The following is a 24464-nucleotide window of genomic DNA, read 5'->3' on the forward strand; positions in this document are numbered from 1 at the left end:
CTACGACTATTCTTAATCATTTTGCACCAAGCTGATAATTCAGTTGTTGCTTGACACGTTCAGGTGCTCCGAATAATAATGGCTTTTGTTTTAATTTTTGATTTTCTTCAAAATAGTGCTCTAACTCTTGTTGCAAGATATGCACCTGTTCTAAAAGTTCTTTATTCTCCTCAGATAATTCTTTTTGTAATAAATGATTTTTCTCTTTTATTTGTTGCAATTCCTTAGCAATCTTTTCTTTTCAGTTATAATTCTAGTGGTTTGTTCTTGTATATTTCCTAGCTGTCTAGAAAGTTCTTGACTATTTTTCTGCTATGATCTAAATCGTCTTGTAATTGATGATTTTTGAGTTCTAGATTTGCTTTTTGTGATGAAAATGAATTTTGTGCTGTATTTAATCTCTCAGACAATTCTGTTGTTGAAGAAGTTAATTCAGCTATTCGATCTTGATTCTTTTTGATGGTATATTTTTGGCTCTCTAAATCAGATTTTTGTTTAATCAGATCTTTCCAAGCACTTAACACTGCTGAATTTTGCCCTTCAAGAGTAAGGTAAGGTAAGGTAAGGTAAGGTAAGGTAGCGTTATTTTGTAATTCCTCATAAATATTAGCAACTTCTTTATAGCCTTGAAGGATATTATTTACTACAAATTTTTCTAATGTTGAGTTCTGCCCTTGTTCAGTATCATCTTCAACATCCATAACATCACACTGCTGTTCTAAAGATAAAGGAGCTGATAATGTATTTGCTACTTTCTCTACAGCACTATTAACTTCATCAAGCATTTGTTGCCCACAAAGAAGTACACTACGTGATTTATATTGATTAAATAAGGTCAACATTTTTTGGTTATATTGTTGCCACTGCTGTAATTTATTATCTATCTCGTTAGCACTTAAAGATAATGCTTGCTCTACGTTAGAATGTAAGAAGATATTACTTGGGTGATCATAAACAAAAATAAATTTAATCTCAGGATCTAATTCTGCCCAGTAATTTAAAACTTCTATCGCATTAGAATCTGCCCATCCCCACATATCTTGCTCTAAGTTGGATAGCATTAAGTCTAGAAATAATCCATTCCATATTGGATTAATTTTTAGTTGATTATTTGAACCAGTTACAGGCATTACAGAGATAATCTTCTGTTTCTTTCTTCTTTTGTTTTTATTACCTTTGATAGCAATCTGAGATTTATTAATAATTGTTCTGGGAAAATAGTCGCCGATGTATTTTCTTGTTGCGAACATACTTTTCGTAAAATTTCTGTAATTTCTACTGGAGTAAGTTGCTCTCGTTTTGATTTATTAGCAGGATCCAATCCATGTTGTTGAAGTAGCCGCTCAACATTCAAAAAATGAGAAGAATGATGTCCAATAATAATAACTTATTCATAAGTGCCTGTATATCTGAATATTCAAATTATAAAAAGGATAGATTTAAAAATGCTGTTCATTATAAAATAAAAAAAGCAAGCAAGCAAGCAAGCAAATATTACAAAAATTTCTGTTTTTTCAAAATGATAAATACTTTTCTTTTATTTGATACTAATCAAAATAGCATCCTTCCGCTGTTTTTTTATCCATTATTTTTAATTTTGATTTTGGACATCAAAGAAAAATGCTGAAAGATAGCTAGTTTGTTTTCTATACAGACCATTTTATTGATTCAATAGCTTCTCTGCTTTAGGATAGCGACAATTTAATATTGAGATGATTTGATGAACCCAATTATTTTTTCCTCTGGAATCAAAAAAATCCCGAATCTATCTAGTTTTCTAAAGGATAGCCCAACCTGTTCCTTTGAAATTCTGTGATGGGTTGGGGATTTCGCCCTACGGCAAACAAAGCACGTGATTATGCTAAAAAGCATAATCTGCACTATATTGCACTTGAAGATGGCTTTCTTCGCTCTATCGGACTTGGGGTTGAAGGATACCCTCCATTTCTTTGGTTGTGGACGATATGGGTATTTACTATGCGGCAGAAAAACCTTCACGGTTGGAAAAGTTAATTGCTGATTGCTGCTTAAATGATGAGCAAGCGCAACAATCCCATCGAGCTATGGCATTGATTCGTGAATGGCAATTATCTAAATATAATCACGCACCTTGCGAGCCAATAGACACAGAACATAAAAATCAAATTGTATTAGTTATTGATCAAACCTTTGGTGATATGGCGGTGCAATATGGTTTGGCTGATGAAAATGGTTTTCGTCAGATGCTGCGATCAGCACTGCAAGAAAATCCTGATGCTGAAATTTGGGTAAAAACACATCCTGATGTGATTGCAGGGAAAAAACGTGGATATTTAACCGATTTATTAGATCAAGCTCGTGTGAGAATCATTAGCCAAGATATTAATCCTCCTACCTTATTATCTCAGGTGGATAAAGTATATTGTGTTACTTCACAAATGGGATTTGAAGCATTGCTACAAGGCAAAGAAGTGGTTACCTTTGGTGTGCCTTGGTTTGCCGGTTGGGGCTTAACAGATGATCGTCATCCTTTTGTTGCTAAATTAATTCAAACAAAGCATCGCATTTCTCGTGATTTGGCTACTGTATTTTATGCTGCCTATTTTCAATATTGTCGCTATATCAATCCTTTCACGGGAAAATCAGGCGATATTTTTGATGTCATTCATTATCTAAATTGGGTTAAACATTGGCAATCTGTATTAGTGGGCGATTTTTATTGTATTGGGCTTTCTTTGTGGAAAAAAACGGTGTTAAAACCTTTTTTTCATTTGCCAAACTGCCGTTTACATTTTGTCCATTCGCTTGCTAAGTTTAAGAAAATTCAACTGAGCGAAAATGCAAAACTTTTGCTTTGGGGGCAAGGAAAACCAGAAATCATCTCATACGCAGAACAACGTAATATTCCCATTTGGCGAATGGAAGATGGCTTCATTCGTTCTGTTGGATTAGGCTCAAATTTAGTGGCACCGCTTTCTCTTGTAGTGGATCAACTGGGGATTTATTTCAATCCGCAGCAACCTTCACAACTAGAGTATATTTTGCAAAATACGCAGTTCTCAGAAAATGATGAGTATTTAGCAAAAGAGATCCAACAACAGCTTATTGAGGCGAATATCGGTAAGTATAATGTGGGCTATACAGGTTTTTCACGCCCAAATACAGCTAAAAAAATGATTTTAGTGCCGGGGCAAGTAGAAGATGACGCTTCTATACGTTTTGGTTCCCTCCAGTGTAAGTCAAACCTGACTTTACTACAACGAGTTAGAGAAACTTACCCCGATGCTTATATTATTTATAAACCACACCCTGACGTATTGAGTGGAAATCGAACAGGCGATATAAAACAAGAAAAAGCATTAATGTATGCTGATCAAGTGGTTACTGATGCAAATATCTTAGATTGCATTCAAGCTGTTGATGAAGTTCATACAATGACTTCTTTAGCCGGCTTTGAAGCATTATTACGAGGTAAAACAGTCTATTGCTATGGTTCACCGTTTTATGCTCACTGGGGGTTAACCATTGATGCCTATGACTTGCAGCGTAGAAAAAGAAAATTAACATTAGAGCAGTTAATTGCAGGAACTCTGTTATATTATCCACTCTATTTAAATCCAAATACGATGCAACTCACTGATGCAAAAACAGCTATTCAAATTTTGTTGCAACAACGTGAACAATTAAAAGATAGCGGAATGTATAAAAATTGGTTAAGTAAAAAATTAGGAAAATATTGGTATTTCATTAGAACATTTTGGTTACAATAAGCCAAATTTTATAGGATATATTTAATTCAATGATTGTGGATAACCTCACTGAGCTAGTAACTTCATCACAACGAATTTTGTTATTGCAAGGTCCAATTGGTCCTTTTTTTAAGTATTTTGCAGATTGGCTAGTTAACGTTCAAGGCAAATATGTTTATAAATTGAACTTTAATGCCGGAGATAAATTTTATTTTTCTTCTGCGTTAGAACAACAATCTATTATTGATTATCGTGATACCTTTGAGAATTTTGAAGCCTTTCTTTTGCAGTTGTGTCAAGAAAATGAAATTGATGCTTTGGTATGTTTTGGTGATACTCGCCCCTATCATCAAGTTGCTAAAAGAGTATCAGAACAATTGCAATATTCATTTTGGGCATTTGAAGAAGGCTATTTTCGCCCTCATTATGTTACCCTAGAAAAAGAGGGCGTAAATGCCTATTCAACGCTTCCGAGAAATAAACAATTCTTTCTGCAACAAGCAGAAAACTTAACAGAATATATACAGCCAATTCCTATTGCAAAAGGTTTTTTCCCGATGGCTAAATTAGCCACCCAATATTATGTCGTTGCTAGACATAGGGAAGAACAGTTTCCTCATTATAAACATCACCGCGTTTATAACCTCAATTATTATATAAAATTATGGCTTATTTCAGGGCTAAAACGTGTTTGTCGTTATGTGAAAGAAAAGCGATTTATTCGCAAAATTGAGCAAAATAAATTAGGTGATTTTTATATATTACCTTTACAAGTTTATGATGATAGCCAAGTGAAAGTACATTGTGATTTTGATAGTGTTGAAGCATTTTTAATCTATGTACTGAATTCCTTTGTAAAAAATGCTCCAAAGTCATTGAGTTTGGTAATCAAGCATCATCCAATGGATCGCGGGTTTATTAGCTATAAAAATGTGATTAAATGCTATTTATCTGAACATCCCGAACTGCAAGGGCGGGTATTCTACGTCTATGATGTACCAATGCCTGTTTTACTTCGATATGGAAAAGCAATGGTAACATTGAACAGTACGAGTGGACTATCTGCACTCATTCATAATATGCCTGTAATGACGCTAGGACTAGCCAATTATAATATTCCTGATATTACACACCAAGGAACACTAGAAGAATTTTGGCATACTCCACAACAACCCGATGAAAAAGCATTTAAGGCATACCATCTCTACCATTTGCATAAAACCCAAATTAATGGCAGTTTTTATAATAAAGTGATCTTACCAGAAGAGAAAATTGAATGATAGTAGCTGTTCGATTATAGTCATTTTAGTTCAAAATAAGGCAAAGCGTTGTACTCCATAGACAGTACGACGACTATGACGAGGCAGGCTAGTGCCGTATTATTTTGAAATCAAACGAGGTATAGAGCTTCAGTTTGATTTTTTCTATTAAATAAAGTGCGGTGCTTTTTTGAACCATTTTTATCTTCTCGGATGGAAGTGCTCGTGTAAATATTTCAAGCAAGCCATTACTATCTTTCCCCTTGTGAAATCAATGGCGAGATGAATTTGCTCCACACCATCACCCAATTAGGGCTGCTCAACCAGCGTCCCAATAAACCCAAATGGCAACTGAGCATCCAAACACATAAATTGATCGGGATTGAATGAATATAGTTTCATTTAAAACATACTGACCACGAATTTTGAGATTATTCGCTTTTTATTCTCCAATAAGTCGCAAATCTAGGTAGACCTTTTGAGGTTAATCCTCGATATTTGTAGGTGATGGTTGAGCCGATAGGCGGAGGATTTTGGCGATCTTCTAAGGTGAACCCTGACCCGATACGAAATTCGCCACGCTGGTTTTTGCAGGTGATTGCACCTAGGAGGTTGGTGAATTGCCCCTTTCCTTGATGATGAGCGATGACTTCACATTCTTCGTCGTGAGTACTTTTCAGTTTCAAAATTTGGTTGCTACGTTTCTTTTCGTAAGGGGCGTTTGGATTGCGTAGTACGATACCTTCGCCTTTTTGTGCTTCAACTTGATACAGAAACTCTTTGATATGTTGATGATTTTTAATGGGGATTTGCGGAATAATAGTAATGTGTTTGCTTGGGTGCTGAGCGAGGTATTGCTCTAGCACAGCGAGGCGGGCAAAAAGATCGCCCTCCGCATTTGGCACATCAAAAACGTAGAGTTTAATGTCTTCCCAGCCTTTATCTTTTTGTGAGCGGATAATGGATGAAATGCGTTCAAATTCATTGCGTTGGGTAAAAAGTTCGCCATCAATCGCAAACGGTGGAAAGTCTTTTACAAAATAAGCAGGAGGCGTGAGGATTTTATTTTGTCTAGTGAACAGTTGTTTACCGTCCCAATAGCCTCTTACGCCATCTAATTTTTCGCTCATTACCCAGCCTGCGACATTTTGGTTGCTGTAAGTGCCAAGCAGCATAAAATCTGGTGGAGTGGCACTGAGGAGGTTAGGTATAAACAGCAATGTGATGAGGTAAGTAACGAATTTTTTCATTCTAGTTTCCTTATTGGGCTTGGATATGGCTTAGCTTATTAGGTAAAAAGAAAATGGAAAGTAGAAATGTTTGGTTTTGCGATCACTGTCGTAAAAGTGCGGTTATTTTTGAGTATATGTTTTATGGAATTGACAAAAATAGTCTAATTTTGTGATGTATCTCACTATTTTGCCTTTTTTCTCTAAATTCACTTTATTTTGGAGTTTATATTACTTTATAATTCAAAGTGTGAAATATTTCTTCGGAATAATGTTTTAATTTTTACAAAATAGGAGATTGCTATGCGTTTAATTCCACTCAAAACCGCTTCTCAGGTGAGCAAATGGGCAGCTCGTCATATTGCAGATCGCATTAATGCGTTTAAACCAACGGAAGATCGCCCTTTTGTGTTGGGCTTGCCAACGGGGGGAACGCCGTTGGAAACCTACAAAGAATTGATTAAATTGTATCAAGCGGGTGAGGTGAGCTTTAAGAATGTGGTTACGTTCAATATGGACGAATATGTGGGCTTGCCAAAAGATCACCCTGAAAGTTACCGCTCTTTTATGTATAACAATTTCTTCAATCACGTTGATATTCAAGAAAAAAACATCAATTTATTAGACGGTAATGCCCCCGATCTTGATGCGGAATGCCGCCGTTATGAAGAAAAAATTCAGTCTTATGGTAAGATCAATTTGTTTATGGGCGGAGTGGGTGTTGATGGGCATATTGCCTTTAATGAACCTGCTTCTTCTTTGGCATCGCGTACTCGCATTAAAACTTTGACGGAAGACACGTTGATCGCTAATTCGCGTTTCTTTGATAATGATGTAAATAAAGTGCCGAAATATGCCTTAACTATTGGAGTGGCGACCTTGCTTGATGCGGAAGAAGTGATGTTGTTGATCACTGGGCATAACAAAGCACTTGCCTTGCAAGCGGGTGTGGAGGGTAGTGTAAACCATTTCTGGACAATCAGTGCCTTGCAATTACACCGCCACGCGATTTTTGTATGCGATGAACCCGCAACGCAAGAATTGAAAGTGAAAACCGTGAAATATTTCACCGAGTTAGAGGCGAAAGCGATTCACAGTGTAGTATAAAAAGAAGGTAAAAAATGAGCTATGCGTTAGTAAATGGCGTAATTTATACAGCGGAAGCCGTGCTTTACGGGCAAGCTGTGGTGGTGGAGGGCGATAAAATTGTCGCCATTGTGCCACAAGAAAATGTTCCGTCAGAGTTAGAACAGATTGATTTACAAGGTCATAATTTGACCGCTGGGTTCATTGATCTGCAATTAAATGGTTGTGGTGGGGTGATGTTTAACGGCGAAACTAGCGTGAAAACCCTTGAAATTATGCAGGAAACCAATTTGCGTTCAGGTACAACCAGCTATTTGCCAACCTTTATCACCGCCGATGATGAGGGAATGAAAAAAGCCGTTGTGGTGATGCGTGAGTATCTCAAAACCCATCAAAATCAGGCGTTGGGCTTGCATTTAGAAGGGCCTTATTTGAGCGTTGAGAAAAAAGGGGTGCATCAGGTTGAATATATCCGTGCGATTAGCGAGGAAATGAAAGATTTTCTTTGCCAAAATGCGGAAGTGATTAGCAAAATCACCCTTGCTCCAGAAAATCCAACGGCTCAATATGTGGCAGAGTTTGTCGCAAAAGGCATTGTGGTTTCTATTGGACATTCCAATGCCACTTATGAGATTGCCAAGCAAGCCATTGAAAATGGGGCGAGTTTTGCTACTCATCTGCATAATGCGATGTCGCCAATTAGCTCAGGACGTGAAATGGGCGTTGTCGGCGCGGTGTTGGAAAGCGATATTTATGCAGGCATTATCGTGGACGGATTGCACGTTGAATTTGATAATATCAAGATCGATAAAAAAGTGAAAGGCGACAAGTTGTGCATTGTTACGGACGCAACCGCCGCAGCTGGTGCGGAGATTGATTCTTTTGATTTTGTTGGCAAAACGGTTTATGTTCGCAATGGCAAATGCTATGACGCCAACGGCACACTGGGCGGCTCGGCGATCACGATGATGGAATCGGTCGAAAATGCGGTGAAACACGTTGGTATTCCATTAGACGAAACCTTGCGTATGTGCAATTATTATCCTGCCAAAGCCATTGGCGTTACCGATCGCTTAGGGGATATTAGCGAAGGCAAAATTGCTAATTTAACCTTGTTCACTAATGATTTTAACGTGCTAGCAACCGCCGTTAATGGGCAGTGGGAATGGCATAAAAACTAACCGCACTTTGATTTGTCGTGATTTTCATTAGTTTTATCAAGGGATTTATTCTATTCAGAAGATAGCATAGTAATGCTCTTGAAAGGTTGGGGGGAATACTCAACTGAGTAAAGAGCAGATTTTTTATGACCAAGCACGACCATTTTTATTTAATGGCAAGTGATCGGATTTAATCTTCTAAATCATAGCTAGTTGTTATAGGGCTGAAATTTTTTCTTTATGAACTTGTTTTTCTAGTTTTTTTTGTTCCCGTCGTTTTTGGAAAAAACGGCTGAGTTTTTGGCTACATTCTTCCTGCAATACGCCGCTGGTGATTTCCACGCTGTGGTTCATTTTGTACTCGTCAAAGAAATGAAAGCGTGAACCCACCGCCCCTGTTTTTAAATCGCTCGCACCAAAAACTAAGCGTCTGATTCGGCTATGTAAAATTGCCCCTGCACACATCGTGCAAGGCTCGAGGGTAACGTAAAGGGTGGTGTTGAGTAAGCGGTAGTTTTGGCGTTTTTCTCCCGCTTGACGCAAGGCAACAATCTCGGCGTGAGCGGTGGGGTCGTTGTGGGTTATGGATAAATTCCAACCTTCGGCGAGGATATTCCCCGTTTCATCAACCAGTACCGCCCCCACGGGGATTTCTCCCAAGGCTTCGGCTTTGTCGGCGAGGCTTAGGGCATAACGCATCATTTTTTCGTCAAAATTTGCATCAAAATCTGACCGCACTTTTTTCTCCGTTAAGGTCGTGGTGGGTTAAAGCAAAGTGCGGTGGGTTTTCCGCACTGTTTTTTATACCGAGAAAGGGTATTTGATCGCGGGGTGAGATTCATAGCCCACCACCTTGAAATCGTCCATCGTTACCCAAGTTTCTAAATCTTCTAGGGTTTTGATGTCAGGGTTGATTTCCAATGTCGGCAACGGCAATGGCTCGCGTTTGAGTTGCACATCTTGCATTAGTTCCAACTGATCTTCGTAAATATGGGCATTGACGATTTTATGATACGCCATTCCTGCCTTTTTTCCCGTAATCTGTGCCATCAATGCCAAAAAGGTAAATACTTGAATTTGATTGAAATTTAAACCGAGTGGCACATCGCAAGAGCGTTGATAGCTGGTTAAATAAAGGGTGTCGCCAAGCAAAGAAAAGGTATGGGTGTGCATACAAGGGCGTAAGCAGCCGAGATCAATTTCACCGGGATTATAGAATGTGATGATTTCCCCACGATCGTCAATGCCTTTGCTTAAATGGTTTACCACTTTTCGCAGTTGATCCAGCGTTTCGCCGTTGGGTTTACGCCACGCTCGCCCTTGCACGCCGTAAACGCGTCCCATATCGTCCGTGCCTTTGCGGTGCGGATTATTCAACCACGCTTGATTTTCATTGGCATTGGCGTCCCACGTTTTTGTGCCGAGCTTGCGGAAATCCGCTGCGTTGTCATAGCCACGAATATAGCCCAAAAATTCCGCAATCGCTGCTTTCCAGTAGCTTTTACGCGTGGTGATAAGGGGAAATTCGTTATCCGCCACGTTGTAGGTGAGATCGGCATTGATGAGGGTTAAACAACGTTTCCCCGTGCGTTCATTTTCTACCCAAGTGCCGTGATCAATAATTTTTTGGCATAAATCTAAATACTGACGCATAAAAAACCTCGTTATTTTCGCACCGCACTTTTATAGGCGATGAATATAATGATTGCACCGAGCAAAATCATCGGCAGAGAAAGAATTTGCCCCATTGAAATATGCTGGCTGAAGAAAAGCCCGAGTTGAGCATCAGGCTCACGGAAATATTCTACAATGAAGCGGAAAATGCCGTAGCAAAGTAAAAATAGCCCCGCAACTGAGCCAGTTGGGCGAGGTTTTTTGATGAATAAATTTAAGATGATAAATAGCACCACACCCTCTAAAACCGCTTCATAAAGTTGAGAAGGGTGGCGAGGGAGATAACCGCCCGACGGGAAAAGCACCGCCCAAGGTACATCGGTTACACGTCCCCAAAGTTCATCATTAATAAAGTTGCCAATGCGTCCCATTCCTAAGCCAAAGGGAATGAGCGGAGCGACGAAATCCGCCGTAGCCCAAAAGCCACGATGTTGTAATTTAGCGGTGATCCACATTGCTAAAATCACGCCGATTAACCCGCCGTGAAAGGACATTCCCCCTTCCCAAACGCGGAATAAATAGCTGGGATCTTGTAGGAAATAGTCAAATTGGTAGAACATCACATAACCAATACGACCGCCAAGAAACACGCCTAAAAAACCGTTGAAAAGCAGGCTGTCCACCTGTTCAACGCTCCAACCACTGTTCGGGTGATTAGCTCGGCGAACCGCAAGCCAGCGGGCGAACAGGAAGCCGATTAAATACATCAAGCCATACCAGCGTAAACTGAGTGGCCCGAGGCTGAAAATCACGGGATCGAATTGAGGAAAAGCGAAAAATTGAGAAGTCATAATGTTCCTTTATTTAATAAGCATATTGATCGCAATACAGATCAGCAATACGGCAAAATAGCGTTTAAGTGTTTTCACGGGCAGTTTATCGGTGGTACTCGCCCCTAATTTTGAGGTGAAAAATGAGGTGGCAGTAATGGCGATGACCGCTGGCAAGTAAACATAGCCCAGTGAATAGTTTGGCATTCCTATTTGCCCCCAACCGCCGACAATAAAGCTCAGCATTCCCGACAATCCGAGCAGCATTCCGCAGAACGCTGATGAGCCAATGGCTTTTTTCATCTCAATGCCTCGTGCGTTAAGGAAAGGCACGATAAAGCCGCCGCCGCCAATGCCCGCGATACTGGACGCGATACCGATTAAAATTCCGCCGATAATTGAAGATGCTGTGGTTAGCGTTTTTTGCACCGCTTTTGGCTTAATGGAAAGCAGCATTTTGACCGCAAGATAAACCACTAAACAGGCGAACAGTTTGCTCGCGATGGCTTTGTCTAATTTTCCAACGAAAAGCCCTGAAATAAAGGTGGTAATCATTATAACTGGAGCGAGAATTTTCACCGCGTTCCAAACAATATTGCCTAATTTGTGATGACGCTGAGCCGATGAAAAACCTGTAATTACTATAGTGGCAAAAGATGTTCCTAACGCGGTGGATATCAACAGTTCATTAGGTACGCCTATCATAGGTAATAGATACACTAAGGCGGGAACAATGATTAATCCTCCCCCTATGCCGAATAAGCCCGCGAGAAAGCCGACAACGCAGCCCAAGGCTAAACAAATAAGAAAAAAGCTAAGCATTGTTATCCCCTTATGCGATGAAATGCACGTTTCTGATATTTTTTTGATGAATATTTTTTATGTGAGTTTGAATAAGCCAGCTTATTTTCATTTTGCTGAGATGTTGAACCCCCAGCGGTTTTGAGGTTGAAAAGCACTGCCGCAAATTCTTTCATTGCCTTGCGGTAAACCTCTTTTTTAAATGAAACCACTTGCCGCACAGGATACCAAAAACTCACCCACCGCCAACCGTCAAATTCGGGGGACTTGGTGGCTTGCATATTGATGTCTTTTTCATCAGAAACTAACTGTAATAAAAACCACCGCTGTTTTTGCCCGATGCACATCGGTTTGCTGTCATAGCGTAATAAGCGTTTGGGCAGTTTATAACGAAGCCATTGCTTTGATACATAAAGCAATTTTACGTCTTTTCGCGTTAAACCCACTTCTTCAAAAAGCTCACGATACATCGCCTGTTCAGCTGTTTCATCATCGTTTATACCGCCTTGCGGAAATTGCCACGAGTTTTGCCCATAGCGTTTTGCCCATAATACTTGTCCTTTACGGTTGCAAATCACAATTCCCACATTCGGACGGTAGCCATCGAAATCGATCACTATCGTTCACCTTTGTTTTCAAATTCATAATGAGTGTGAATTGTTACATAAACGCGAAGTTTTCACAATCCACAAACCCGCTTTTCTGTGGCAAAGAACGGATTAGGCTTGTTGATAACTGAGATAAAAATCAGCGGGCTGTGCATAATGTTGTGGAAGAGGCGGGGATAATCCTAGATGACTTGTGAATAGTGGAAAAAAATAATTTATCTATTAATGAGTTAAGCTATTGTTGTGGAAATTTTTACGATCTAAAAATAGGATCTGAGATCGCATTTTTTTACATCGATCTCCGTTGATAAAAAACGCACACTGTATTTTTATCAGGATTTGCACCGCACTTTTTTCCGCTTGCTGTGAGTTATTCAGAATTTCTGTGGATAAAATTGTGGTTTTATACCGAATAGTCGGGAATTAATCGTTGTGGTTCACCAAGATAGATATGGAATAAATAAAAAAATCTTTATTTATTAAAGAGATAGAGAAAAAGTTCCTGAATAATTGGTTGTGAATGAATAGCACAAAATGAGCTGATTACTAATTCACCAATAAAAAAGTGCGGTGTGTTTTTTCAGCGTTTTTTTACATAGTGAGGAATGATGAATTTATGATACAGCCAGTCATAAAATAAAAGTACTGTAATGGCAAAGAGGAGAGCGATTAGGTAACTATGATTGTCGGTAATCACAAATTTTTTTGTATAGAATAGTGCGGTGAACAAAATGACTGTGAGGATATTGCAGAGCAAAAAATAGGACACAGTGGCTTTTGCATTAAGGCAAATTTGGTTTACCTCTTTGATTGCATTAAATTTTTTATCTAAAAATTGAGCAAAAAAACCGAGTTTTCTAAGCAAGCAGGGCAAGATCAAAAAAATGACTAAAGCAATTTCAATCCTATAATCGTGATTTAGCTGGTAAGGTTTTCCAAAATGAAGCAAAATTTGTGAATAGATAAGTGCAACAAGAACGTTGATGGTTCTAATTTTCATTTTGCTCAGCCCCCAGAAAAGATAATGGCACATTATAGAAAAGATGTGCCAAAAAAACCGTGATACGCCTCACAAAAGAGAATAAATTTCACTCATTTTTATACTCCCTCAAGATATTTTTTCCAATCAAAATATTGCCCAGGGTCAATTTTCCGCCCAGGGGAAATATCACTATGCCCCACAATGCGATCTTTAGAAATTTGGGGATAACGTTGCATTAGGTTTTGGGTAAGCTTTTGCAATGTGGCATATTGTTGCTCGGTGAAAGGTTGATTATTACTACCTTCTAACTCAATGCCAATCGCAAAATCGTTACATTTTTCCCGCCCTTGAAAACAAGAAAGCCCCGCGTGCCAAGCTCGATCACCAAAGCTAACATACTGGGTGATTTCCCCTTTTCGGTCGATCAAACAATGTGCAGAAACACGAAGATCTTTGATTTCTTCAAAGTAAGGGTGAAGGCGGGGAGCTAATTTTCCCTGAAAAAACGCATCAATATAGCCGCCACCAAATTCTTCAGGGGGTAGGCTGATGTAATGAATGACTAACAAAGAAATATCCTGTGGATCAGGGCGTAAATCATAATAGGGTGAGGGGCAATGTTTTTCATTTTCCAACCAGCCCGCTTGGTTAATTAAATAGGGTCGTGTCATCTTTTTTTGCGATCCAGATCGAGAAAAAGTGCGGTGGTTTTTGGCGTTATTTTTCATTTGCGGCACACTTATCCCGAGGTTGATAAAACCCTCACATTGTAACGAAAATTTATCAGAATAGAAATGCAGAGGATAAGTTATGCAAAACCCAACCCATTTAAAAATCAAAAAAGGCTTTACTTTGATTGAACTGATGATCGTGATTGCGATTGTGGCGATTTTAGCGACCATTGCGATTCCTGCCTATCAAAATTACACCAAGAAAGCGGCAATATCTGAGTTAATTCAAGCCGCAAGCCCCTATCGTTCAGAGGTGGAATTATGTATTTATAATACGGGGGCTACCACGAAATGTAATGCGGGTTCAAATGGAATTCAGAAAAAATTAACGAATAAAGGGAAAGTGGCTTCTATTGATGTACAAAAAGGCACGATTACGGTTAAAGGAAAAGATAATCTTTCTGATATTACTTATTCATTAAAAGCCAGTGGAGATGCCTCAAAAGGTGTATCTTGGACGGTAAATTGTGGAAAATCTGTAGAGTTTTTCCCAGCGGGATTTTGCGGATAATAGGATAATGTAATGGCTGAGTATTCTTTAGACGAGGACGACATTGTATATGCTGTTGATGGAAAATGCTTTGAAATAACACCGCACTTATGGCAACAGAATAAGCAGCAAAAAGATATTTTAATACGTTATTTAGCAGTACCTTTACAGGAGGATGAACATACACTTTGGCTTGGTATTGATGACTTAACAAATCTATCGGCTTGTGAAAGTTTTTCATTTCTAACAGGAAAAATAGTTGAGCCGATTTTGTTATCAGAACAAGATTTAAAATCGCTATTACAGAAGTTATCTCCCACATTAGTAGAAGAGCCGGCATTACTTGATTTTTATCAATCGTCTATTTCACCTTATAGCGAAAATCAACCAGAAAAACTTGATGAACCAATTATTCAAATACTAAATAAAGTTTTTGAATCGGCAATGCAATTAAATGCCTCAGATATTCATTTAGAGCCACAAAATGAGCAATTGCAGATCCGTTTTCGTATTGACGGGGTATTGCAACATCAGCCTCCTATTTCTAAACAAATGAGCCAACGTTTGATTTCTCGTTTAAAACTTCTAGCTCGTCTTGATCTTAGCGAAACTCGCTTACCACAAGATGGAAGATTTCATTTCAAAACGACATTTTCCGATATATTAGACTTCCGTATATCGACATTACCTACATATTATGGAGAAAAAGCGGTACTACGTTTACAAAAAAATAAACCTGTTACCTTGGATTTTTCTGAGCTGGGGATGACAGCGATACAACGAAAAACATTACAAGATGCTTTATCTCAACCTCAAGGACTCATTTTAGTAACGGGGCCAACTGGGAGTGGGAAAAGTATTACGCTCTATACAGCATTAGAATGGCTTAATCAATCGGAAAAACATATTCTAACAGCAGAAGATCCGATTGAAATAGAACTTCCAGGGATTATCCAAACGCAAATTAACCCACAAATTGGTTTAGATTTTAACCGTTTGTTGCGTACATTTTTACGTCAGGATCCAGACATTATTATGCTTGGTGAGATCCGTGATGCAGAAAGTGCAGCGATTGCGTTACGTGCAGCACAAACTGGACATTTAGTCCTTTCAACATTACATACAAATAATGCACATTCAGCTATTGCTCGCTTGTTACAGCTTGGTATTCAACAATATGAAATTGAAAGTTGTTTATTATTAGTGATTGCCCAGCGTTTAGTCCGTAAAAAATGTCTACACAAAACGAAAAATTGCGAATGTTATCAAGGTTATAGTGGGCGTACTGGTATTTATCAATTTTTACAAGCTATTTTTGATTCAAATACAGGGCAAATTTCTTATCAAACCGATTATCCCTCATTATGGGATAGTGCTTCACATAAAATAGCACAAGGTATCACAGATATTGCTGAATTAGAACGAGTTTTAGGTAGGCATACAAAAGCTGAACTATAGCTTAATTAAAAATTAAGATAGTGAATTATAAACATTTGTAAATTAATGCAGCAAATTGCTATTCCAGATTAAATCTGAAGCCCGATACTTTTAAAGTATATCATTGATATTCTGCGATATATCTCTCTATTAAATAGAGGTTCTAATCATAGAATCCAGTCTATTTTTTGTCTGAAGTATTTTCAGCAAATCGATGTTGCTCTATAATACGCAGAATTTTATTCTCAACTTTTGTGAGGCGAAGAAAAAATGAGCAAACCAGTATATAAACGCATTTTACTCAAATTGAGTGGTGAGGCGTTGCAGGGCGATGAAGGCTTTGGCATTGACCCCTCTATTTTGGATAGAATGGCGTTAGAAATCAAAGAATTGCTAGAAATGGGCGTTGAAGTTGGCGTGGTGCTTGGCGGCGGAAATTTATTCCGTGGGGCGAAGCTGGCGAAAGCAGGAATGAACCGTGTAGTGGGCGATCATATGGGAATGCTCGCAACGGTGATGAACGGGCTGGCGATGCGTGATGCTTTGCACCGTGCTGATGTGAATGCGAAATTAATGTCTGCCTTCCAACTTAACGGCATTTGCGATACTTATAACTGGTCGGAAGCGATTAAAATGTTGCGTGAAGGACGCGTGGTGATTTTTTCTGCAGGAACAGGCAGCCCATTTTTCACTACGGACTCAGCCGCTTGCTTGCGTGGTATTGAAATTGAAGCCGATGTGGTGTTGAAAGCGACGAAAGTTGATGGTGTGTATGATTGCGATCCTGCGAAGAACCCTGATGCCGTGCTGTATGAAAAACTCACTTATGCGGAAGTGATCGATAAAGAACTTCAAGTGATGGATCTCGCCGCCTTTACCTTGGCACGGGATCACGGAATGCCAATTCGCGTGTTCAATATGAGCAAGCCGGGGGCATTACGCAACGTGATTTTAGGTGAGCGTGAAGGTACGCTTATTTGTGATTAACTAAGACGACTAAAAGGAATAATTGTGATTAACGAAATTAAAAAAGATACGCAACAGCGTATGGAAAAAAGCCTTGAAACCTTTAAAAATCATATTTCTAAAGTGAGAACAGGACGTGCTCAACCGAGTTTACTTGATGGCATTCAAGTGGAATATTATGGGGCATTAACCCCATTACGCCAACTTGCCAACGTGGTGGCGGAAGATGCTCGCACCTTAGCGGTGAGCGTCTTTGACCGTAGCCTTATTGGGGCAGTAGAAAAAGCGATTTTAACTTCTGATTTAGGCTTAAACCCATCATCAGCAGGCACAACCATTCGTGTTCCCCTTCCACCATTAACAGAAGAACGCCGCCGCGATTTAATCAAAATCGTAAAAGGTGAAGCTGAGCAAGGAAAAATCGCTGTGCGTAATGTTCGCCGTGATGCCAATGATCAAATCAAAGCCTTATTGAAAGAGAAAGAAATCAGCGAAGATGAAGAACGCAAAGCACAAGATGAAATCCAAAAAATCACCGATCTTTATGTGAAAAAAGTGGACGAAGTGTTAGCGGATAAAGAAAAAGAATTATTAGATTTCTAATCCTCAGGAAAGCAAAGTCGCATTATTAAAATGACAGGGCGGACAGTAAGTTCGCCCGTTTTTTCTTGCTGAATGGCAGGCTTTTGAGTATATTCAGCACCACTTAATGAACAATATCATTATTTGAGTTTAACACCAAAAGACGGTAACAACCTTTAATAAAGTGCGGTCAAAATTTTATGCAAAATCAACAAAAACTCGTTATTTTAGGCTCAACAGGCTCTATTGGCACAAGCACCCTTTCCGTTATTGAGCAAAATCCTGAACAATATCAAGCCTTTGCTTTAGTTGGCGGACGCAATGTGGAATTAATGCTCGCTCAGTGCGTCAAATTTCAGCCGACGTTTGCGGCATTAGATGATGAAAATGCGGCGAAAAAACTGAAGCAAGAACTGACCGCACTTGGTATTCAAACCCAAGTATTAAGCGGGCAAAAAGCGATTTGCGAGCTAGCCGCTCACCCAGAGGCGGATCAAGTGATGGCAGCGATTGTTGGAGCGGCGGGGTTGTTGCCGACACTTTCAGCCGTGCAGGCGGGAAAACGCGTACTGTTAGCCAACAAAGAAAGTTTGGTTACTTGCGGTCAGCTTTTTATTGATGCGGTGAAAAAACATCAAGCCCAGCTTTTGCCGGTGGACAGCGAACACAATGCGATTTTCCAATCTTTACCGCCGCAAGCCCAAGAGCAAATCGGCTTCTGCCCATTGCAAGAATTGGGAATAAGCAAGATTGTTTTGACGGGATCGGGCGGGCCTTTCCGCTATACGGATCTAGCTGAATTTGAACACATCACCCCAGCTCAAGCGGTGGCTCACCCGAATTGGTCGATGGGGAAAAAGATCTCGGTGGATTCAGCCACGATGATGAACAAAGGCTTAGAATATATCGAAGCCCGTTGGCTATTTAACGCCAGTGCGGAGGAAATGGAGGTGATTATTCACCCGCAATCCATTATCCATTCAATGGTGCGTTATATTGACGGCTCGGTGATTGCACAAATGGGCAACCCTGATATGCGAACCCCAATTGCCGAAACAATGGCTTATCCGCACCGCACTTTCGCGGGCGTTGAGCCGTTGGATTTCTATCAGCTAAATGGGCTAACTTTCCTCAAACCTGATTATCAGCGTTACCCTTGTTTGAAGCTGGCAATGGACGCGTTTGCCGCAGGACAATATGCCACCACCGCGATGAATGCCGCAAATGAGGTTGCTGTGGAAGCCTTTTTAGCTGGGCAGATCAAATTTACCGACATCGCCAAACTGAATTTACGAGTGGTTGAAGCCATTCAGCCACGCCATATTGCTAGCGTGGACGACGTGCTAAACGTGGATCAGGAAGCTAGAGCGAAGGCTTGGCAGCAGGTTCAATCTTAAAAGAACAAGTGCGGTCTAAAAACGTTGTAAAAAAAGCACCGCACTTTTGTTTTCCCCTGTTGTCTTACAAATGAACGCGAATTGGCTTTTCATAGCAAGTTAGTGGAACTTGTGATATATTCTCACACATTTTATAGCGTAACTCATTGAGCAATGACAGACATCGATCTTAACAACATTCCACAGCACGTCGCTATTATAATGGACGGAAACGGTCGCTGGGCTAAGCAAAAAGGCAAGATGCGAATCTTCGGTCATAAAAATGGCGTGGCAGCGGTGCGTCAAGCGGTTTCCTATGCCAGAAAGATCGGGATAAAGGTGCTGACATTATACGCTTTCAGCAGTGAAAACTGGAGTCGTCCAGAAAATGAAGTGAGTGCGTTGATGACGTTATTTATGCAAGCTTTGGATCTCGAGGTCAAAAAATTGCATAAAAACAATATTCGGCTAAAAATTTTGGGCGACACCTCGCGGTTTAGCAAAAAATTACAACAAAAGATCGCCAATGCAGAAAATTTAACGCAAAATAATACCGCACTTACGCTAAATATCGCCGCGAATTATGGCGGCTATTGGGATATTGTGCAGGCAACCAAGCAGCTTGCCGGCTTGGTGAAAAATGAGCAGCTGACGCTTGATGAGATCACCGCTGAGCGTTTCCAACAACATTTGGTTACCCAAGATCAGCCAATGGTGGATTTGTTGATCCGCACCAGTGGTGAGCAGCGGGTGAGTAATTTCTTGCTGTGGCAGATTGCCTATGCGGAATTTTATTTTTCTAATGTGCTATGGCCTGATTTTGACGAACAAGAATTTAATCAAGCGATTTTCGCTTATCAACAACGAGATCGCCGATTTGGCGGTGCAGAACAAGAGGACTAAACTGTGCTTAAACAACGTGTTATTTCGGCAATAATTCTCATTGCGTTAGTCTGTGTGGCATTATTTCTCTTTTCCCCCTTTTATTTTGCACTCGCACTGGGGGCGGTTGTCGCATTAGGTGTGTGGGAATGGACGCAATTTGCTCAAATTAAAAATCCGTTTTGGCGTTGGATTATCGCTGCATTAGCGGGATCAGTGCTGTTTTTATGGATTGTCAGCGAGAAGCATTATCTCAATGCGGGACGTGTGTTTGAGGCTTATGCACAACCGATTTTACTCACGGCAGTAGTCTGGTGGATTGTGGCGATTGGCTTTGTGGTGAGCTATCCGAAGTCAGCGAAAATTTGGGCGAAATCGGTGCTGTTGCAAGGGGTTTTTGCATTGGTTACACTAATTCCGTTTATTGTTGGGGTCTTGCGTTTACGTTTAGACAGCTATAACACGAACCCTTATCACGGGCTGATGTTGCTTTTTTATGTGTTCATTCTTGTTTGGGCAGCCGATTCGGGGGCGTATTTTGCAGGACGAAAATTTGGCAAACATAAACTCGCTCCGAAAGTTTCACCAGGTAAAACTTGGCAAGGGGTATTAGGTGGTTTGGTTACGGCAGGCGTGTTAGCGGGCATTTTTATGCAAGTCGCACCGCAAAATTTATTTAATGTGCCGACCTTGCCTTTTATCGTGTTATCTGTAGCAACGGTGGCAATTTCAGTGCTGGGTGATCTCACAGAAAGTATGTTCAAACGAGAAAGTGGTATTAAAGACAGTAGTAATTTAATCCCTGGACACGGGGGCATTTTGGATCGCATTGATAGCTTAACTGCCGCTGTGCCGTTCTTCGCGTATTTCTATTTTTATGTGTTATAGGGCTAGGTTGTAATGTCGTTTTTGTGGTCGCTAGGTTCGTTTTTAATTGCCATTTGTGTGCTGGTTTTCGTACACGAATACGGGCATTTTTGGGCAGCAAGAAAGTGCGGTGTTAAAGTTGAGCGTTTTTCCATTGGCTTCGGCAAAGTGTTGTGGTCGTTTTTTGATAAAAAAGGCACGCAATTTTCCATTTCGCTGATTCCGCTCGGCGGTTATGTCAAAATGCTTGATGAACGCAATGAAGCCGTGCCTGAAGCATTGAAATCGCAAGCTTTTAATAATAAATCTGTGGCTCAGCGAGCCTTTGTGATTGCCGCAGGGCCGATTGCCAATTTTATTTTTGCCGTGTTAGCGTATTGGCTGGTGTATTCCATCGGTATTCCAAGCGTGAAACCTGTGATTGCAGAGGTCGAACCACAATCTATCTCCGCGACTGCACAGATCCAACCTGATTCACAAATTCTGGCTATTGATGGAACGGCAACGCCAGATTGGGAAACCATCAATATGGTGCTAGCCACCAAAATGGGCAGTTCGAATGTGGAAATCACCCTTTCGCCTTTTAATTCTGATGTCAAACAGCACCGCACTTTAGATTTAACTCATTGGCGATTTAATCCCGAGAAAGAAAGTGCTTTTGGTGCATTGGGAATCGTTCCCGTGCGAACTAAAGTGGAAATGATCTTGTCTAAAGTTGCACCTAATTCACCAGCGGAAAGAGCCGGCTTGCAAGTTGGGGATAAATTATATACCAATACGGGAGAGCCACTAAGTTGGCAAGATTTTATACAAGATGTGCAGAAAGGTCAGCCATTTACCATTAAGATTGTGCGGAGCGGGGAAACGTTATATAAAACTTTAGCCCCAATTTTGAATGAAAAAAGAAGATGGTTTGTCGGCGTTTCGCCAACAGTTCAGCCTCTTAATGATAAATACCGTACCGAATTAAAATATGATCCGATTGAGGCTTTACAAAAAAGTTTCAATAAAACGAAAGATCTAATGGTGTTGACGCTCAAAGTTGTTGGTAAATTATTTACTGGAGAACTCTCCTTGAATAACTTGAGTGGTCCAATTTCTATTGCGAAAGGGGCTGGTATTTCCTCTGAAATTGGTTTTGTTTACTATCTAAGCTTTATGGCACTAATTAGTGTCAATTTAGGCATTATGAATTTGTTTCCATTACCAGTGCTGGACGGTGGGCATTTAGTTTTTCTTGCGGCAGAAGGGATAAAAGGCAAACCACTTTCTCAAAAGGTGCAAGATATCGCTTATAGAATAGGTGCAATATGTTTATTAGCTTTAACTATATTTGCCTTATTTAATGATTTTTTACGTTTATAATTCTTTCTTTTATAAGGATAAAAAGTAACAATGAAAAAACTTTTAATCACAAGTTTATTATTTGGTTCAACCTCTGTGGTTGCCGCTCCTTTTGTCGTACAAGATATTCGTGTAGATGGCATCCAAGCTGGCAGGGAAGGAAAATTCCTTGCAAATTTACCTGTTCGGGTTGGTCAAAGAGCAACGGATAATGATATCGCGAATGTAGTTAGGTCGTTATTTTTACAAGGGTATGATGGCGTTAAGGCCATCAGAGAGGGCGATACATTAGTGATCACGGTGAAACAAAATCCAGTGATTGCTGATGTTGTTTTTAACGGTAACAGTTCGATACCCAATGAGGCTTTAAAGTCTAATCTAGATTCTAATGGTTTTTCTGTAGGCAATATATTAAATGTTGAGAAATTAGAAGCTTTTCGTCAAAGCTTGTTGGAGCATTATCATAGCGTTGGGCGTTATAATGCAAAAGTTGAAACCATTGTTACTCCTCTGCCAAATAATCGAGCGGAAGTAAAAATTCAGATAAAAGAAAATGATGTTGCAATATTAAAAAATATCACTTTTGAAGGTAATCACAACTTTAGTGCAAGTAAGTTAGAGGAACAGATAGAGTTACAACCTGACGCGTGGTGGAAAATTTTTGGTAATAAATTTGAAGAAGTTCAGTTTAATAAAGATTTAGAAACCTTGCGTAATTTTTACCTTGAACAAGGATATGCGAAAATGCGTATTCTCAATACCAATGTTCAATTAAATGATGAAAAAACAGAAGTTCAAGTTTTTATTAAGATTGACGAAGGTGAAAAGTATATTGTCAAGAACGCTCGTATCGTTGGTAATGTAGCACAAATGGAGAATGAGTTACTTCCATTATTAAATCAAATTCATATTAATGAGCACTTTCGTCGTAGTGATGTTGCTGGTGTTGAAAATGCTATTAAGACAGTGTTGAGCCAGCAAGGATATGCTAATCCGCAAGTAAGTATTAGCCCAGAATTTGATGATAAAAACCATACGATTACTTTAACCTATGTTGTAGATATTGGGCGTCGTTATTCAGTTCGACAAATCCGTTTTGAAGGGAATAATGTCAGTGCCGATGAAACATTAAGACAAGAAATGCGTCAGCAAGAGGGTTCTTGGTTATCATCACAACTTATTGAGTTAGGAAAGGTGAGGCTAGAACGTACAGGTTTCTTCGAATCTGTCGAATATCGAACAGATGCAGTGGAAAATACAAATGACGAACTCGATGTTGTTTATAAAGTAAAAGAACGCAATACTGGAAGTATAAACTTTGGTATTGGTTATGGAACGGAAAGTGGTTTAAGTTATCAGGCAAGTATTAAACAAGATAATTTCCTTGGATTGGGATCATCTGTGAGCTTTGGGGGTTCTCGTAATGATTATGGAACCAGTTTAAATTTGGGGTATTCTGAACCTTATTTCACTAAAGATGGCGTGAGTTTAGGAGGTAATCTATTTGTTGAAAAATACGATAACTCGAAAAATAATAATACCGCTTCATATAGTAGGGCAAGCTATGGAATTAATGGAACACTTGGTTTCCCTGTAAATGAAAATAACTCATATTATATTGGTTTAGGATATATCTATAATAAACTCAAAGATGTTACACCTGAGTACAATCGTAATTTGTATCGTTTATCAATGGACATTGATGATTGGACATTTAAATCTCAGGATTTTGAGCTATCACTGGGGTGGAATTATAACAGTTTAAATAGAGGATATTTCCCTACCTCAGGGCTTAAAGCTTCTTTAGGTGGAAAAGTAACGATTCCAGGTTCTGATAATAAATATTATAAATTATCTGCGGATATACAAGGTTTTTATCCTTTAGATAGGGATCATTCTTGGGTTATTTCAGCAAGAGCTTCAGCTGCTTATGCAAGTGGTTTTGGTGGAAAAAGATTGCCTTTCTATCAAACCTATAGTGCAGGAGGAATAGGTAGTTTACGAGGTTTTTCTTATGGTGCGATAGGACCTAATGCCATTTATCAACACAAAGATTGTAATGTGAGTGATAAATTTTGTCAGCCAAGTAATGATGTTGTAGGCGGAAATGCGATGATAACAACAAGTGCTGAGCTAATAATTCCTACTCCATTTGTTGCCGATAAGAATCAGAATTCAGTAAGAACTTCCCTTTTTATTGATGCGGCGAGTGTGTGGAATACAAAATGGAAATCTGATGGAAAAACACGTTTCCCAGATTTACCTGATTATGGCGATCCAAGTCGGATTCGCTCTTCTGCTGGAGTGGCATTGCAGTGGCAATCTCCGATAGGACCATTGGTTTTCTCTTATGCTAAACCAATCAAAAAATATCAAGGAGATGAGATTGAGCAATTCCAATTTAGTATTGGTGGTTCTTTTTAATTAGAACCTATGATTTTTTATCTAGTTTAACAATGATAACCTGTTAAACCGTATTATTTATTTAACTT

Annotated in this window: 22 protein-coding genes and 2 pseudogenes; 14 read left to right on the top strand and 10 right to left on the bottom strand. The window is 39.6% G+C overall.

Translation table 11 applies throughout. The annotated features are described in order from the left end of the window. Nucleotides 1-16: 16 nt before the first annotated feature. On the bottom strand, nucleotides 17-220 hold the full coding sequence (locus HBL79_RS01125; RefSeq protein ID WP_167316905.1) for a hypothetical protein: 204 nt from the start codon (nucleotides 218-220) through the stop codon (nucleotides 17-19). A gap of 58 nt (nucleotides 221-278) precedes the next feature. After that, entirely contained in the window at nucleotides 279-1250 is a 972-nt protein-coding gene (locus HBL79_RS01130) for a hypothetical protein (RefSeq protein WP_167316906.1), read from the bottom strand. Between the two features lie 470 nt (nucleotides 1251-1720). Between HBL79_RS01130 and HBL79_RS01135 the strand changes: the two are divergent. The 3 genes and pseudogenes from HBL79_RS01135 to HBL79_RS01145 form a co-directional block, all read left to right on the top strand. After that, nucleotides 1721-3749: pseudogene (locus HBL79_RS01135) on the top strand (capsular polysaccharide biosynthesis protein). 29 nt (nucleotides 3750-3778) lie between these two features. Next, complete coding sequence (locus HBL79_RS01140; RefSeq protein WP_035687043.1) at nucleotides 3779-5008, top strand: capsule biosynthesis protein; 1230 nt, start codon at nucleotides 3779-3781, stop codon at nucleotides 5006-5008. 219 nt (nucleotides 5009-5227) lie between these two features. Next, nucleotides 5228-5377, top strand: a pseudogene (locus tag HBL79_RS01145) (radical SAM protein); the annotation flags it as partial. A gap of 41 nt (nucleotides 5378-5418) precedes the next feature. Here HBL79_RS01145 and HBL79_RS01150 read toward each other — a convergent pair. Then, nucleotides 5419-6237 carry a DNA ligase gene (locus tag HBL79_RS01150; protein WP_017807041.1) on the bottom strand — a complete coding sequence of 273 codons (819 nt, stop codon included), beginning with the start codon at nucleotides 6235-6237 and terminating at the stop codon, nucleotides 5419-5421. A gap of 282 nt (nucleotides 6238-6519) precedes the next feature. Here HBL79_RS01150 and nagB point away from each other — a divergent pair, with 282 nt between their 5' ends. Beyond that, entirely contained in the window at nucleotides 6520-7323 is an 804-nt protein-coding gene (gene nagB / locus HBL79_RS01155) for a glucosamine-6-phosphate deaminase (RefSeq protein ID WP_017807042.1), read from the top strand. Between the two features lie 14 nt (nucleotides 7324-7337). Continuing rightward, nucleotides 7338-8483, top strand: a complete 1146-nt coding sequence (gene nagA, locus HBL79_RS01160; RefSeq protein ID WP_035687040.1) for an N-acetylglucosamine-6-phosphate deacetylase — start codon at nucleotides 7338-7340, stop codon at nucleotides 8481-8483. Between the two features lie 195 nt (nucleotides 8484-8678). Here the strand turns inward: nagA and tadA are convergent, their stop codons facing one another. From tadA to ampD, 7 genes are all read right to left on the bottom strand, one after another. Then, complete coding sequence (gene tadA / locus HBL79_RS01165; protein WP_046097356.1) at nucleotides 8679-9164, bottom strand: tRNA adenosine(34) deaminase TadA; 486 nt, start codon at nucleotides 9162-9164, stop codon at nucleotides 8679-8681. 99 nt (nucleotides 9165-9263) lie between these two features. Then, nucleotides 9264-10115: a thymidylate synthase gene (locus HBL79_RS01170; protein ID WP_017807045.1), complete on the bottom strand. Its 852-nt coding sequence runs from the start codon at nucleotides 10113-10115 to the stop codon at nucleotides 9264-9266. A gap of 11 nt (nucleotides 10116-10126) precedes the next feature. Next, the gene (lgt, locus tag HBL79_RS01175; RefSeq protein ID WP_035687035.1) at nucleotides 10127-10927 is read right to left on the bottom strand and encodes a prolipoprotein diacylglyceryl transferase; all 801 of its coding nucleotides are present in this window, start codon (nucleotides 10925-10927) and stop codon (nucleotides 10127-10129) included. Between the two features lie 9 nt (nucleotides 10928-10936). Next, the gene (locus HBL79_RS01180) at nucleotides 10937-11728 is read right to left on the bottom strand and encodes a sulfite exporter TauE/SafE family protein (RefSeq protein WP_035687031.1); all 792 of its coding nucleotides are present in this window, start codon (nucleotides 11726-11728) and stop codon (nucleotides 10937-10939) included. A 2-nt stretch (nucleotides 11729-11730) separates the two neighbouring features. Then, nucleotides 11731-12324 carry an RNA pyrophosphohydrolase gene (gene rppH, locus HBL79_RS01185; protein ID WP_035687029.1) on the bottom strand — a complete coding sequence of 198 codons (594 nt, stop codon included), beginning with the start codon at nucleotides 12322-12324 and terminating at the stop codon, nucleotides 11731-11733. A gap of 571 nt (nucleotides 12325-12895) precedes the next feature. Beyond that, complete coding sequence (locus HBL79_RS01190) at nucleotides 12896-13315, bottom strand: hypothetical protein (protein ID WP_124994872.1); 420 nt, start codon at nucleotides 13313-13315, stop codon at nucleotides 12896-12898. A 98-nt stretch (nucleotides 13316-13413) separates the two neighbouring features. Beyond that, nucleotides 13414-13968 carry a 1,6-anhydro-N-acetylmuramyl-L-alanine amidase AmpD gene (ampD, locus tag HBL79_RS01195; RefSeq protein ID WP_035687059.1) on the bottom strand — a complete coding sequence of 185 codons (555 nt, stop codon included), beginning with the start codon at nucleotides 13966-13968 and terminating at the stop codon, nucleotides 13414-13416. Nucleotides 13969-14107: 139 nt separating this feature from the next. Here ampD and HBL79_RS01200 point away from each other — a divergent pair, with 139 nt between their 5' ends. The 9 genes from HBL79_RS01200 (at nucleotide 14108) to bamA (ending at nucleotide 24396) form a co-directional block, all read left to right on the top strand. Next, the gene (locus tag HBL79_RS01200; RefSeq protein WP_035687024.1) at nucleotides 14108-14539 is read left to right on the top strand and encodes a pilin; all 432 of its coding nucleotides are present in this window, start codon (nucleotides 14108-14110) and stop codon (nucleotides 14537-14539) included. 12 nt (nucleotides 14540-14551) lie between these two features. Beyond that, nucleotides 14552-15976, top strand: coding sequence for a GspE/PulE family protein (locus HBL79_RS01205; protein WP_035687022.1), 1425 nt, complete (start codon nucleotides 14552-14554; stop codon nucleotides 15974-15976). 249 nt (nucleotides 15977-16225) lie between these two features. Further along, nucleotides 16226-16942 (top strand): UMP kinase, encoded by a 717-nt coding sequence (pyrH, locus tag HBL79_RS01210; protein WP_035687020.1) that lies wholly within the window; start codon nucleotides 16226-16228, stop codon nucleotides 16940-16942. Nucleotides 16943-16966: 24 nt separating this feature from the next. Further along, entirely contained in the window at nucleotides 16967-17524 is a 558-nt protein-coding gene (gene frr / locus HBL79_RS01215; RefSeq protein ID WP_017807054.1) for a ribosome recycling factor, read from the top strand. Between the two features lie 179 nt (nucleotides 17525-17703). Continuing rightward, nucleotides 17704-18900 (top strand): 1-deoxy-D-xylulose-5-phosphate reductoisomerase, encoded by a 1197-nt coding sequence (ispC, locus tag HBL79_RS01220; RefSeq protein ID WP_035687018.1) that lies wholly within the window; start codon nucleotides 17704-17706, stop codon nucleotides 18898-18900. Between the two features lie 153 nt (nucleotides 18901-19053). Further along, the gene (gene uppS / locus HBL79_RS01225) at nucleotides 19054-19782 is read left to right on the top strand and encodes a polyprenyl diphosphate synthase (protein ID WP_035687015.1); all 729 of its coding nucleotides are present in this window, start codon (nucleotides 19054-19056) and stop codon (nucleotides 19780-19782) included. Nucleotides 19783-19785: 3 nt separating this feature from the next. After that, nucleotides 19786-20649, top strand: coding sequence for a phosphatidate cytidylyltransferase (locus HBL79_RS01230; protein WP_035687012.1), 864 nt, complete (start codon nucleotides 19786-19788; stop codon nucleotides 20647-20649). A gap of 12 nt (nucleotides 20650-20661) precedes the next feature. After that, nucleotides 20662-21993 carry a sigma E protease regulator RseP gene (rseP, locus tag HBL79_RS01235; RefSeq protein ID WP_046097318.1) on the top strand — a complete coding sequence of 444 codons (1332 nt, stop codon included), beginning with the start codon at nucleotides 20662-20664 and terminating at the stop codon, nucleotides 21991-21993. Nucleotides 21994-22023: 30 nt separating this feature from the next. Continuing rightward, on the top strand, nucleotides 22024-24396 hold the full coding sequence (gene bamA / locus HBL79_RS01240; protein ID WP_035687007.1) for an outer membrane protein assembly factor BamA: 2373 nt from the start codon (nucleotides 22024-22026) through the stop codon (nucleotides 24394-24396). Nucleotides 24397-24464: the final 68 nt, after the last annotated feature.

It is taken from the genome of Avibacterium paragallinarum, assembly GCF_011765605.1.
Lineage (GTDB): Bacteria > Pseudomonadota > Gammaproteobacteria > Enterobacterales > Pasteurellaceae > Avibacterium > Avibacterium paragallinarum.